Annotated in this window: 9 protein-coding genes; 2 read left to right on the forward strand and 7 right to left on the reverse strand. The window is 67.8% G+C overall.

Translation table 11 applies throughout. The features are described from left to right. Window positions 1-1,655: 1,655 nt before the first annotated feature. From ACWC2B_RS33745 to ACWC2B_RS33760, 4 genes are read right to left on the reverse strand one after another with little or no spacing between them, the layout of a single operon-like run. Window positions 1,656-2,084: a hypothetical protein gene (locus tag ACWC2B_RS33745; protein WP_450723404.1), complete on the reverse strand. Its 429-nt coding sequence runs from the start codon at window positions 2,082-2,084 to the stop codon at window positions 1,656-1,658. 6 nt (window positions 2,085-2,090) lie between these two features. Next, window positions 2,091-6,827: a putative T7SS-secreted protein gene (locus ACWC2B_RS33750; RefSeq protein WP_450723405.1), complete on the reverse strand. Its 4,737-nt coding sequence runs from the start codon at window positions 6,825-6,827 to the stop codon at window positions 2,091-2,093. Continuing rightward, entirely contained in the window at window positions 6,827-7,489 is a 663-nt protein-coding gene (locus ACWC2B_RS33755; protein ID WP_450723407.1) for a hypothetical protein, read from the reverse strand. The genes ACWC2B_RS33750 and ACWC2B_RS33755 overlap by 1 nt, the downstream gene beginning before the upstream one ends. Further along, window positions 7,486-8,094, reverse strand: a complete 609-nt coding sequence (locus ACWC2B_RS33760) for a hypothetical protein (protein WP_450723409.1) — start codon at window positions 8,092-8,094, stop codon at window positions 7,486-7,488. The genes ACWC2B_RS33755 and ACWC2B_RS33760 overlap by 4 nt, the downstream gene beginning before the upstream one ends. 943 nt (window positions 8,095-9,037) lie before the next feature. On the opposite strand from ACWC2B_RS33760, the gene ACWC2B_RS33765 reads away from it, so the two are divergent. After that, on the forward strand, window positions 9,038-9,655 hold the full coding sequence (locus tag ACWC2B_RS33765; RefSeq protein ID WP_450723411.1) for a class I SAM-dependent methyltransferase: 618 nt from the start codon (window positions 9,038-9,040) through the stop codon (window positions 9,653-9,655). A 173-nt stretch (window positions 9,656-9,828) separates the two neighbouring features. Beyond that, the gene (locus ACWC2B_RS33770) at window positions 9,829-10,590 is read left to right on the forward strand and encodes a class I SAM-dependent methyltransferase (RefSeq protein WP_450723413.1); all 762 of its coding nucleotides are present in this window, start codon (window positions 9,829-9,831) and stop codon (window positions 10,588-10,590) included. A 464-nt stretch (window positions 10,591-11,054) separates the two neighbouring features. On the opposite strand, the gene ACWC2B_RS33775 is transcribed toward ACWC2B_RS33770, so the two are convergent. The 3 genes from ACWC2B_RS33775 to ACWC2B_RS33785 are packed head-to-tail and all read right to left on the reverse strand — an operon-like array spanning window position 11,055 to window position 13,169. Further along, complete coding sequence (locus ACWC2B_RS33775) at window positions 11,055-11,870, reverse strand: hypothetical protein (protein ID WP_450723415.1); 816 nt, start codon at window positions 11,868-11,870, stop codon at window positions 11,055-11,057. Then, on the reverse strand, window positions 11,857-12,507 hold the full coding sequence (locus tag ACWC2B_RS33780) for an ABC transporter ATP-binding protein (RefSeq protein WP_450723417.1): 651 nt from the start codon (window positions 12,505-12,507) through the stop codon (window positions 11,857-11,859). Before ACWC2B_RS33780 ends, ACWC2B_RS33775 begins: the two co-directional genes overlap by 14 nt. Then, a complete protein-coding gene (locus tag ACWC2B_RS33785; RefSeq protein WP_450723419.1) occupies window positions 12,504-13,169 on the reverse strand; it encodes a TetR/AcrR family transcriptional regulator in 666 nt (221 codons plus the stop codon). Before ACWC2B_RS33785 ends, ACWC2B_RS33780 begins: the two co-directional genes overlap by 4 nt. Between the last annotated feature and the right edge of the window lie 15 nt (window positions 13,170-13,184).

The following is a 13,184-nucleotide window of genomic DNA, read 5'->3' on the forward strand; positions in this document are numbered from 1 at the left end:
GCGGCAGCGGTTCGCCGGGCCCTATTCCGCCGCCCTGGTCCGCAAGGTGCCAGGAGTTGACGCGGCACACGCTGTCGACCGGCGACGGACTGCCCCGGATCGCCCGCGCGGACGTCCGGGTTCGTCCCGACCGGCGTCCGACGCGGGAGAACCTGTACTGGCCGCTTACTGGGCGAGGAGGCGCTGCTCGTGATCGGCGTCCAACTCGGCACGCGGCCTGCCCTCCAGGACGGCATCGCGTGCTTCGCGAGGTACTGCTCCTGCAGCAGCTTGTGGCTCCCGCGGATTCCCACCGCGGGGAGCCGGCACGAGGCGGTGTTGATGCTCTCCAGAGCGGCATCGTGGTCGCGGACCATGTGCTGTCCAGAGGCGAGACGGAGATGGACTGGTCCAGGAAGCGCAGCCGCCAGTAGCGATACGCGCAGATCAGGTGCGCGTCTGCGGCGAAGTCCGAGGACGCCACATGGAACGGCGACTCCGTGTCGTCGGCGTACTGCGCCGCGGCGACCTCCTCGCAGACTCGGTCCAGCTCGCGTGAGTCCGATGGCAGTCGTTGCTCGACCAGAGCCGTACCGCATGGCGGGGCCGGTCCAGATCGACGGCCCGCCCGCCGACGTGCTCGACGCGCTGACGGAGTGCGGCGCCGCCGCCGCCGACCCGAGGGCGCACTCGGACCATGATTGGCAGCGCCACGGAGCGGCTGGGCTGGACGGGGTGGTGCGTGCCGGCCGGGCCCAACGCCAGAAGCGGCAGAAGAGGCAGAAGGGGCGGAGGAAGAAGGGAAGCGACCCTAGTGGTACGGCTATGGAGCGGGACCACCGAATAGGTCTGGACAACACAAAGGCCCCGGCTTGGGATCATGTCCCTGGCCTGGGCCTTGACTGCTGTAGCGAGTGACGGGAATCGAACCCGCGCTCTAAGCTTGGGAATCAACGGGTCTCGGAGCGCCGGAAGTGCTATTGACCTGCGAGAACAGTCACCGCGCGAGCCTTCCGGGCGGGCGGAATCACACCGCTGGTGACTGCATTTACCCGCCGCTTCGGGCACGGACTGGGCACGGGAGTTCTGTGGGGGGACCGACAGCGCCTGATCGCCCTTCGGGGTCCGCTTGGCTCCCCTGGGCGTGGTGAGGCAGGGGCGGAGGCATTGCAGATGCAAGCCGGGAGGGAGGTGTCGGTCTTCCGGCAAGACCGCCATGTCTGACCGAACCTGCCTAGGTGGACAGGAATTGAGAGCCTGTGTCTGAACCCCGTCCGGATCAGGCCGGGGCGTCTGGTGCGTGCGATCGCAAGGCGCCGGAGCGTCCTCGATGGGGGTACCCCCTGGTCTTCAAGACCTTGGGGGAGGAGCTACTAGGGCGTTTCGGCAACGCGGCATGGGGGTCCCCCCTGGCCCTTAAGGCCTTGGGGGAGTGCGTGCCAGGCGCCACGGGCCCGGGCGGGGTTTAGACACAGGCTCTGAGCCGGACGCCGGCTTCGTCCTGCCTCCACGGCCGGGGATACCTCTCGTCTTGAGGTCGCCAGTGCGTGATGGCCCAGGAAGCGAGGCGGCCGTGACGGTGCCGTTCGAACCTGCGACGCGCCCCGAAGTCCGATGCGGGCGCAGCCTGCGCTGCGCCTTTGGCCACTGGTTCGAGATCGTTCATGCGAAGCCTCTCAGGTCATCTGATCTGAGAATGGCTCAGGGGTCTCGCCCCAGTTGAAATATGCTCGACCGCTGACCGGATCGAAAGAGGCGGTGATCCCGGAGCTCGACAACTCGAACTCTTCGTGCAGCCATCCGTCCATTGTGCAGGCTGCTACCTCTGCCCGGTAGTCACTCAAAGGGAATTCAAGAGACAGGACTTTGATGTGAAGTCCTTGGGGGAACAGGGCGTCCAGCTCGCGGGCGTTCGCGGATACTCCGAAAGCAAGCCAGGCCGCATCCTTCCAGTGCAGGCCGGAGTCCGGAAGAGAGACCCATACTTTCCTGTGAACCTGCATGGCCCCCTTGGGCAGGGTCTCGAGAGGCCCTGCCTCGGCGGTAAGGTTCGCGGCAAGACCGGCCATTTTACCGTGAAATCGGAATTTAAAAACACGTGACATGTGCGCTCAATCGTGAAACTTTAGAAGGTGGAATATGTCTTTGGTGAAGTAGTGTTCGTCGCCCATTCCGGTGTGACCGCGAATGTAATCGAAGTCGTGAGGTTCTCCGTCGCCGTACAGCCGACTGTAGCGATCCATGAACGCCTCTGCCTCTGCAGGGTTCATTTTTGTCACATCGGCTCGGTTTAGTGAGGAGAAATCGTCGGCGGAAATCTTGAAGCGCAAGACTTCGACGTCGGCCCCCCGGCCCTGGAGGCGCTCAGCGTATCGGGCTGCCTCTTCTGCTGAACCCCAGGAATAGACTCCCTCGCCGTACTGTCCGCGAATGTCCTCGGTCGGCCAGGGCGTACCGTCGCCACGCAGGCGGGTCGCGTTGGGACTGTCCTGCACTGTGTGGAACTCGTGGTAGTCCGGTGCGAGTCCAAGAGGGTCAGCCCAGGTGTGCGGGTTGGTTACGTATGTGCTGGCGTTCGGCGCCGGAGCAAGACCGAGTGGGTCCGGGGTGAGGTACCTGGCTGTTTCTGGGTCGTAGATGCGGAAGTGATTGTGGTGGAGTCCCGTCTCCGGGTCGTAGTACTGGCCGGGAAACCGGAGGGGTGTATAAGCGGTGCTGTCCGCCGCCCATGTAGTCGTCCCCCAGAGGGTGGCTCGGGTGTGCCAGACGATGTCGCCCTGTTCGTCGACGAGTTCGCTGGGGGCACCGACGAGGTCAGTGATGATGCTGAAGAAACGGGAATCGATCTCTTCTTGGGATGCATCGAGGATGCGTTCGGTCTGGGCCAGCGGACGCAGGCCCAGGTGGTCCCAGGTCAGCGTGACCGGGCGGGGCAATCCGCCGCCCGTCGATGTCTGTTCGCACAGTGTCGTTCCGTCCCACGAGAACTCCACCCGCTCGATGACGGTGTCCGAACCGTCTGCGGCGAGGCGGAGTTTGGCGGTGCGGCGCCCCATCGGATCGTACGTGTAGCGCCAGCGGGTGCCGTCGGGTGTGCTCACCGCGGTGAGCCGGTCCTCTGGGCCCCACTCGTAGCGCCAGGTGTCCGGTTTGCGGGAGAGGCGGGTCTTCTGGCGGAGCACGATGCGACCGAGCGCGTCATGTTCGTAACGGATGCTGCCCGCGCGGGTGATGCGGGTGCCCTCGTAGGCGCGGGGGCCGGTGGCGTCGCGGCCGCCCGGGTGCTGTTCGGGCCAGTGGGCCTCTGTCTGGTTGCCCGCCGCATCGTAGGCGTACCGCTCGCTCCAGCCGTCCGCGTGTACGGCGGTGACGCGGCCGACCTGGTCCAGGTCGAAGGTACGGGTGCCGCGCAAGTGGTCGTCGATGCCCGTGAGGTTGCCGTCGGGACGGTAGCGATAGGCCCGGTGCGAGACTTTTTCGCCGGCCGTGGTGGTCGCACCCTGTGCCAGCAGTCGGCCGAGGGCGTCGTAGGTGCTGGTGAGGGTGAGAGTGTCTGCGATGCGGCGGTTGGTTTCACGGCCGGCCGTGTCGTGGTCGAAGGTAACGGCACGCCCTGAGGCGGTCAGGCGGACGCGGTTACCCGCGGCGTCGTACGACCAGGTGCTCACTGCGCCCGTGGGAGTGGTGCGGCCCGTCCGGCGACCCAGCATGTCGTAGGTGTACGTGGTCGTCCGGCCGTCGACGGTCTCGGAGCGCAGGCGGCCGTGGCGGTCGCGCAACAGAACCACGCTGGTGCCGGGGCCTTCGGCGTGGGCGAGTCGGTCGGTGAAGTCGTAGGTATACGTGGTGACGGTGCCGTGGGCGTCTTTGCGTACGACCCGGCCCAGCGGGTCGTGGTCGAAGGCGATGGTGCGGCTGAGTGCGTCAGTGCGGGTGGTCAGCCGCCCTGCTGGGTCGTACGCGTACGTCAGGGGACGGTCGTCGAAGTCGCTCTCCCGGATCAATCGGCCCGCCAGGTCGTAGACGTAATCCCAGGTCAGGCCCTGTGGGTTGTGTACCCGGATCAGGCGTAGTTCCGCGTCGTGCGTGAACTCGTAGCGGACGCCATCCGGTCCAGTGCGGGCGGTAAGGACGTCGAAATGGCTGTACTCGGAGCGGGTTATGCCGCCCATCGTGTCGATGTGGGTCGTGCAGTTGCCTTCACCGTCGTACGTCCAGGACTCACTTGTGCCGTCCGGCAAGATGCGACGGGCGAGTTTACCCTCGATGGTCCATTCCAGGCGGGTCGTGGCACCCAGTGGGTCGGTTACGGCGGTTGGGCGGCCGAAGGGGTCCCGCTCGTAACGGGTCGCCGCCCCAAGGGGGTTGGTGACCGCGACCAGTAGGCCGGCTCCGTCGCAGACGACGGTGGTGCGCTGCCCGAGTGGGTCCGTCACGGACGTGAGGTGGCCTGCCGCGTTGTACGCGTAGTGGGTGGTGGCGCCCGTGGAAGTGGTGGTCGAGGTGCGATTGCCCCGCTCGTCGTACGTGTGGCGCAGGGCCGTGCCGTCGAAGGCCTTGATCTTCACCGGCAGCCCGAAGGACGAGTAGTCGGCCCGGGTCTCCCGGCCGTCGGGCCGTACGGCTCGGACAGGGTTGCCCACCTCGTCGTACTCGAACGACGTGCGGTGCCCGAGCGGATCGATCCGCGCGAGCAACCGGTTGCGGGTGTCACGTTCGTAACGGGTGACCGCGCCGAGCGGATCGGTCTCGGTCACCACCTGCCAGTCACCGTTGATCAGGAAGTGCCGGGTGGCGCCCTCGCCGGTGACGGTGGTCGTCGTGCGCATCCCGGTGATCGGGTCGGGGCCGGTGTAGGACAGGCTCAGGGCCATGTGCCCCTCGGCGCCGCCCTCCCGAACGCAGCGGTCCTGGTCGTCGTACGCGTATGTGTACGAGCGGTCGTTGGTGTCGGTCCAGGACGTGACCCGGCCGCGCTCGTCGTAGGTGAAACGCAGTGGAAGGCCGGAGGAGTTGATGACCGTACTGACGTTGCCCGTGGCCTCCGCGTACCCGTACTCCAGCAACTGAGTTCTTGTGGAGCTGAGTTGAAGGCCAGTGATCCTTCCCTCATGGGTGGTGAATGACAGCCCCCGCCCGTCGCCCGCCGTCATTGCCAGCGGGGTGCCCTCGTCGTCGTACTCGAAGGTGATCCAGTTGCCGTTGCGGTCGTCGATCTGCTGCAGTACGGCGAGTTCACCCGTGACGTTGGTGAAGTGCCAAGTCCGTCCACTTTCAGGGGCGTTGACCGTGTAGCCGCCGTCTTCCCGGTCCAGCGGCCACTGCGGACCGTGGGAGGGGAGTGTGGGTACGCCGGTGGCCGGATGTGGGTAGGCGAGGAGGAGGCCGTCCTCGGTGACGAAGACGACGCCCTCGGAATCGATCTCCAGTCGCTGGTCCACGGTGGATGACCAGGAAGGACCGAACCACCGGCCCAGGTGGTAGCCGGATTCCACGCGCCGTGTGAAGACCAGGGGCAGGGTCCCGGGCAGGACCACATCGGTCTGGGGCAGGAACATCTTGCCGGTGGCCATGTCGACCGGGTCCGAGCCCTTGGTCTCGACGGCGTCGGGCTGTCGCGCGTGAGCGTTGGGCCGCTCGCCAACCGCGTCGCGAGCGGCCTTCCCCGCTCCGTTCTCGACGCCTGCTTCCAGGCCGTCCTTGAGGCCGAGGCGGAGTCCACCGCGGGCGAGGCCGGCGCCTTTGGTGCCGATGAGTTCGGGTATGAGGCGGCCGACGAACTCCGAGGGGTCTTTCATGAAGCCGTCGACCGTGGCCTGTACGACGCGCTCCGGGTGGGTGGCGGTCGAGACCAGCCCGGAAAGCGTCATGGAGACGTTTTGCGCGTAAGCGGCCGGGTGGGTGAGGTTGTAAGGATCGGTGGGATTGAGGCCGCGGGCGAAGTTGGCCAGGCCCGCGGCGCCCTTGATGACACCGCCGGCCACGTGAGTGAGTTCGGTATTGGCCGCCTGGTAGCCGTCGGTGATGTCGGCCCCCAGCCGGTTCAGGGGCGGCGGCTTGGCGGGGGCGTGGGCGAGCGCGGACTTCACGGCGGTCGCTGCCGTGCGGCCGGCTTCGTTGCGCTGGCGGCGCGCATCGGCGAGGGTCTCGGCGGCCTTCTTCAGGTCGGTCGTGCCCGGGTCCTGGAAAGGCTCGGGGCGTGGACCGGGGTCCTGATCGGCCTTCAGTTTGGTGTTGTACGCATCGACGCGTTGGTTGTACGCCTTCACTGCCGAATCGGAGGCGTTCTTGCCCTTCTTGTACAGCTCGATGGCGTCCTGGGCCTGTCCCTGTGCCCACTTGATCGTGTCTGCGTACCGCTCCAGGGCCCCGGCGGCCTTCTCGCAGGCATCCGCCGCGTGCGCCCACTTGACCGGGTGCATCTCGAACTTCTTGCGAAAGGAGTCCGCGCCGTTGCCGTGCCAATGACTGGAGTCGAGCCCTTTCATGCCCTGGCCGACGTGGTCGAAGGCGGTGAAGAAGTCACGCAGATGCTTGGCACTCGCACGGATCTTGGTGTCGTTGCCGTGGACGAGCTCGTTGGGCAGATCGGTCTGGCCCAGCTGCCGCTCTCCCGGGGTAGCGCCGAGGTCGGACGCCAACTGGTCGCCGAGGCTTTCGACCACGTTCGCGGCATTGTGCAGGCCGACATGGTCGAGCCCTTCGCCCACCTTGCCGGTGGCCCAGTCGATGCCCTTGCCGAGCTCCTTCTTTCCCGCGTCGATTCCGTCCTCGACGGCGCCGAGCCCCTTGTTGATTCCGTCGCCGACCTGGCTCAGGCCGTCACCTATATCGTCGAGCAGGCCCATCAGCCCTGGTCTCCGCCCTGCTGCTCGGCGGCCTTGGCACGTTCTTCGGGGGAGGGCCCGAAGGTTTCGTCGAGCATGTGGTCGTATTGGGAGTCGGAGACCCCGAATGCCGAGTGCAGATTTTCGGGATTCACCCCAGGCGCCAGGCCGATGGTCTTGGACGTGAGGATGTCGCGTCCCGCGTCCTTCCACCCCTGGGCGCTGTTGTCCGCCGCTTTGTCGAAGGATTCCTGGCTGTAGTCCGCATGCGCGTAGGCGTTGTTACGGGCCAGTTCGCCCCAGCCCATCTTGGTGATGTCGTCCTCGGACGCGTATGGATTGCCCGCCAGCGAATTCGCTCCGACCTTCAGCGAGCCCTCCACGTACTGGTCAGTCTCGTAGAAGGTGCCCGCCGACAACCCCACGTTCAGTGCGAACTCGTTCCCCTCGTGAATGAGCGTGCGTACGCCCCACTCCCAGCGCTCGCAGAAGGACTTGAAGGCATCGGTCAAGTCCTCGTAGCCCAGCTCGAACCCCGACAGCGCCAGATCAGAGAATCCTCGCCCGGCACCGGCCTCACCGACCATGCCGAGTTCCTTCAGCTCGCCCAGCGCCTCTGTAAGACCCTTGGCGATCAGATCGAGCCCGCTGGCCGCCAGGTCCTTCCCACCGTCCCCCGTCATGCCCGGCGCTCCCCCTCGTCGCCAACATCCACCGCCACCGCGTCCGGCACGATGCCCTTCACAGGCGGGAACACCATCCCGTCCTCCCCGTCCGCGGCGTCCAGTGCCACCCCGCAGGGCACACCTGCCGCCGGGACCGCCACATCCAACAGCCGTGCCCCCAGGATCCGCTGGTACGTCCACTCTCGTGCGGCTTCACCGCGAGCGACTGCGAACCGGGCCAGCGCCGCCTCGTCGGAGAACGCGTAGATCCACCGGATCCCATTCCAGTCGCCGGTCAGCACCCCGCGTTCCTCGTCTGCTCCTGGGCCGTCCCCCAGCGGTACCAGCACCGCTGTCCGCCGGAACTCTCCCAACAGAGCCGCGAATCGGCGCCGGATCCTGGCGCCCTCCGGTGACTCAAGCGGGTCGGTCGAAGGCTGCCGATCGCGTTGACCGGCCATCAGCGCAGGCACGACGGACCCGGAGTGCGCTGCAACGGCGATCTGCGAAGCAGGTGATTGCTCCTCGATGCCGCTCTGCGACAGAGAGTCGGCCATCGCCGCGTAGTCCGTCAGCCGCGAACGCTGCTCGGGTATGCCGCTGCTGTCCCCCTGGCCACTCATGCCTCAGAGGTTCACACGGCTGACTCCCCGGGTGCAACGGCGATCTCTGAGGGCCGGGTGGTTTCCAGACCGCTTGCGGCCGGTTCTGCGGGTGCGGGTGCGGGCTGGGCTCACTGGCCCCGAACCTCTCCCAACAACAAACAACCCCCAGGATGCAGACCTGGGGGTGGAGAGAATGGAGCGAGTGACGGGAATCGAACCCGCGCTCTAAGCTTGGGAATCGCGTGGGGCTTGAGGGGCTGGCATGTGGCCTGATCTGCGTAAACGCCATAGATTTGGGCGTTCTTCGGGAGGCCGAACGGAGCCCCTGCCAGCCGCTGTTTACCGTCCTGAATGGCACGTAGTGGCACGGGTGATGAACGCACCCGGCGCAGGCGCGGCGAGCGCCGCCCCGGTGGAGCCACTGCCGCTGCTGGCCGGGTGGGCTCAAGCGGTGATTTGCGGAGGCGGATTGCGATCGGTTGTCCGAACGGTCGGACCTGCGCCGGATCTGGCGGCGCGAGGGCGGGCGGCGTCCCTGGCGTTCGTCATCACCCCCGAGCAGTGGGGTGACGCCCCGCAGATGGTCAAGGTTCTCGCCGTCCTCCTCATCGACGGCCCCTCCGCGGCCTCCACCCCACCCAGGCCCACGACGTCGGCCAGCACGTCATCGACGTGATCGAACGCGGCATCTGACCCCACCACTAAGCCCGGCAGAAATCTCTCGACACCCTCGACTCATCAGACACGCTGTAGGGCCGTACTGGGCAGTGCCCGTTCTGTCCCGAGTCGGTCCGCCTGCTCTCGCGCGTACTGAGCGGCATGTGGAACTCGACCCGCCCCGACGCCCCAGCCGTGTACGGGCACTGGGACGGGGAGGAGAGGATGGGGAGATGGTCGATTTCAGGAAGGCTGCCGCGCACTGGCTGGACGGCGTGTCGCCGGGCGGTGCCAGGAGGAGGGGATGGCTGTGCAGGTCACGATGAGTGGCGAGGACCCGCTGTCCGACCCCGTTGCCGAGTCCGTCGCGGCCTATAGCGACCACGCGGGCGACTATGAGGCCACGCATGCCCCGAAGATGTCGGACCGAGTCGAGCGGTTCGCACGCTCACTGCCGACGCCCTCGCTGATTCTTGACGCCGGCTGTGGACCTGGCCGTGACCTGGCCCGGTTTGGGGCGTACGGCCATGCCGCACGCGGCGTCGACCTCAACCCCGTGTTCGTCTCCATGGCCCGCGCCCACGCGCCCACCTCGCAGTGCGATCTGCGCGAGGTCGGGGCGCGGTTTCCGGCGGGGACGTTCGACGGGATCTGGGCGTCCGCATCGCTCGTACACCTGCACGAGGCGGAGGCGGTGGACGTGCTCGGACAGTTCGCCGAGCTGCTGCGCCCCGGCGGCAGGCTGTATGTGTGCCTCAAGGCCACCGGGAGCACCGGATGGCTGGACGAGCCCGACGGGCGCCGCTGGTACACGGTCTGGGACGCGGAGAAATTCGCCGGGGCCGTTGCCGACGCGGGGTTTGAGGTCGAGCACGTGGACCGGGGCCCCTACGTCGAGGTGTGGGCAACGCGCGCCCGCTGAGCGTCGACGGGGATGTGGGTGGCCGCCTCGGAGTTCGGCCGTTTGGCGAATCGTGCACCGTCATGAGGAGGCGTGGGCGGCGGGGGCGACGTGCCTGAGACGGCTTGCTAGTGCTGTGACAGGAAGGGGTCACCGGGGTGGGCGGTCGGTGGGGCGGGGGAGATGCTGGGGGGATGACCGCAAGCTCACGCGCTCATTCGTTCAACGCGGCCGCTGACCAGTACGCGGCCAGCCGACCCTCGTATCCGCCCGAACTCTTCGACTTCATCGAAGAGTTCACGAGGCGTCCCTTGGCGCGTGCCCGCGCTGCCGATGTCGGCGCGGGCACCGGAATCGCCACCGCGCTGCTGCGCGAGCGCGGGGCCGAGGTGATCGCCGTTGAGCCGGGCGGCGCCATGGCCGCCAAGTTCCACACTCTGCTCCCTGATGTGCCGGTCATCAGAGGTGACGGCAACGCCCTCCCCCTCGCGGACGCCTCCCACGACCTCATCACCTACGCCCAGTCCTGGCAGTGGACCGACACCACCCGCTCGGTCCCGGAGACGCTGCGGGTCCTGCGGCCGGGCGGTGCGCTCGCGATCTGGTGGAACACCACCGCCTTCGACGTGCCGTGGATCCGAGAGCAGCACCAGAGGATCGCCCATCACTGCGGGGTGAAGCCGACTTCCCGGAAGCGTCCCGACGACAGCGACGCCATCCGGCTCGCGGGCCTCTCTGGGCTCCGGGTCGCCCGCCGCCAAGTGAGCTGGAGCCGCGTGATCCCGCTCGAAACGCATCTCGCCAACATCAGCAGCCGCTCTGCCTTCCTCGTCCTCGCCGAGGACGACAAGCGCGCCTTTCTCTCCGAGGAGCGTGGGCGGCTGCGCGACCTCTTCCCCGATGAGGCGGTGGAAGAGACCTACGTGGTTGATCTGCTGGTGGCCACTCGTCCGTGACCTGCCCGGTGTCCTGGAATCCAGAAGGGCGGCTATTCCGGCTGCGTGTCCTGTGCCGCGAGGATTTGCAGGCGGGGCCCGTCCGGAGGCAGACATGCTTTCCAAGTGTTCGGCTGGGGGCGGAGGCGTGCGGGAGTGCTCTGACCTGTGGTGCGGCGATCAAGCGGCCTCGGTGCCCAGCTCGGCCTCCAAGAGATCGGTAGCCGGATCAGGTTGGCGAGCTTGGCGTAATCCGGCTACCTGACCACGCGGGCGGTCGAAGCCCGGGTCGCCTGTGACGAGACGAGCGCGACGACCGCCCGATGGGCTGCGCCGTCCCGCCGTCCCGCCGCTGCCCGAGGACGCCCGGGACTCCTCGGGGCCCGGATCCGTCGACGGGTGCTTCCCCTACCTGATGTCCTGAACCTTCGTACTCCGGCCGGCACCCGTAGCAGCAGACGCGCCCAACGAGGTCTGTCCGCCGGTCATGCGCGACTGAGTACGCGCGTGAGCCGCCGGGTGCGGTGGCGGAAGACGGCCAGCCCCATCGTGGCGAACCCGGCCGCCCACAACAGGCCGAGGGCGAGGTGGCCCCACAGGGCGGTGTGGGCGAAGGCGCCGCCGACGGCGAACTGCATGGGCCCGAAGGACGGAAACCACTCCAGGACGGGTTTGTTGGCGATCGGGTTGCCGAGCGGGTTCTGCAGGAAGGTGTCCATCAGGCTGCCCATGATGATGAGGAAGAAGCCTTCGAGGTCGCTGCGGACCAGGACGCCGAGGAGCAGGCCGAGGGCGCCGTAGGTGAGGGCTATGGCGGTGAAGGCCGCCAGGATCGTGAGCCAGCCGCTGGGCGAGGGCAGCCAGAACGGCAGCAGGGCGAGCGCGGTGTAGCCGGCGACTGCCGTGGTGATCAGGGCGACGGCCAGCATCTTGGCGCCGATCAGGACGGGCTGGCGGTATCCCGCGTGGACGAGCCGTCGGTCGAAGGCGAGGGATGTGCGGACGGCGTCGAAGACGACGAACCCGCTGATCATGGTGAGGGAGTTGAGGCCGGCCGAGATCAGCGTCAGGTGTCCGCCGTCGACGTGCAGGACCCGGCCGGTGGCGAACAGTTTGAAGTCGAGGGGCTGGTGTCCGGCCAGGGTGACCATCATCAGGTACCAGGCGGGCACGAAGAGGACGAGCAGGAGTCCGGCGAGGCGGTTGCGGGTCTGGTCGCGCAGGCAGAACCGCAGGGCGGTGGGGAACTGCCCTGACGATGTGGGCAGTTGAGTGGCTGTGGCGGGTTCAGGCGTCGGCATGGTCGGCCGCCCTGGTCGTCGTGCGCGGGGTGAGCCGGCCGTCGACGAGGTCGGCCAGTGTGTCGAACCGGTCCTGCTCGAAGACGAGATGGGTGATGACGACGATGGCTTTGCCGCGCGAGCGCAGGTCCGCGACCAGGTCCCAGAACCGCAGGTAGGTTTCCCAGTCGAAGCCCTGGTACGGCTCGTCGAGGAGGAGGACGTCGGGGTCGTGCAGCAGGGCGAGGGTGAGGTTGAGCTTCTGCCGCGTGCCGCCCGACAGCTTTCCGGCGGTCGTGTTCGCGTACTGCCCGTAGCCGAGCCGGGCCACCAGCTCGCGGCCGTGGGCCAGGTCCGGCAGGCGGTAGGCGGCGGCGAAGTAGTGCAGGTGCTGGTCGACCGTGAGGTTGAGGTTGAGGACCGGGTCCTGGGGGCAGTAGCCGAGGCGCCCGGTGAGCCTGATCTCGCCGCGGTCGGCAGGCAGCGTCCCGGCGAGAGCTTTGAGCAGGGTCGACTTGCCCGTGCCGTTCTCGCCGACGACGGCGACCAACTGGCCGCGGTCGACCGTGAGGTCCGCGCCACGCAGCACGCGGTGCCTGCCGTATGCCTTGTGGAGGTCGTGGGCTTCGAGGGCGGGCGCGGCGATGGTGGTGGTCACGACGGTTCTCCTTCCGGTGGTTCTCCTTCGGGTGCGTCCGTGTCGGGCGCGGCGGTCAGACCGCCCGCGTAGATGCTGAGCATTTCGGGGGCCCAGCGAGCCATGCCCTCGGCCGACAAGGGGTCGGTGCCGAGCACGTCGGCGATCCGGTCGCGGAGCAGGAACAGCGCCAGGTCGCCTGCGAGCAGGAACGCCGCGCGTGCGGCGGGGTCGCGGCCGGGTGCGGCGAGTCCGGCCCGCGTGAGTCCGGTCAAGGCCACCGTGCTGAGCTCGTACAGGCGGCGGAACAGCATGCGGCCTGCCTCGGCGTCGGAGAGCAGCAGGCGGCGCAGGTAGCCGGGCAGCGGGGACTCGGCGGGCAGGTGCCGTGCCATCACCTCGCTCAGGGACCCGGTCTGGGCCTGCGGGTCGAGCAGGTCGGCCCCGCCCTCGCCGGTCAGCTCGGCCAGCATCGCCTCGAAGGCCGCCAGGACGTATTGGTCGACCTCTTCGCGCAGGCCGTCCTTCGAGCCGAAGTGGTGCACGACGAGCCCGGCCGAGACGCCTGCGGCGGTGGCGATCTGCCGCACGGTCACCGCTTCGGGGCCGCGCTCGGAGAAGAGTCTCAGAGCCTCGTCCCGGATGACTGCCCGAGCGGTCCGGTCGTCGGAGATTGAACGCATGTACAGCATGCTAAA

Source organism: Streptomyces sp. NPDC001415 (assembly GCF_053597395.1).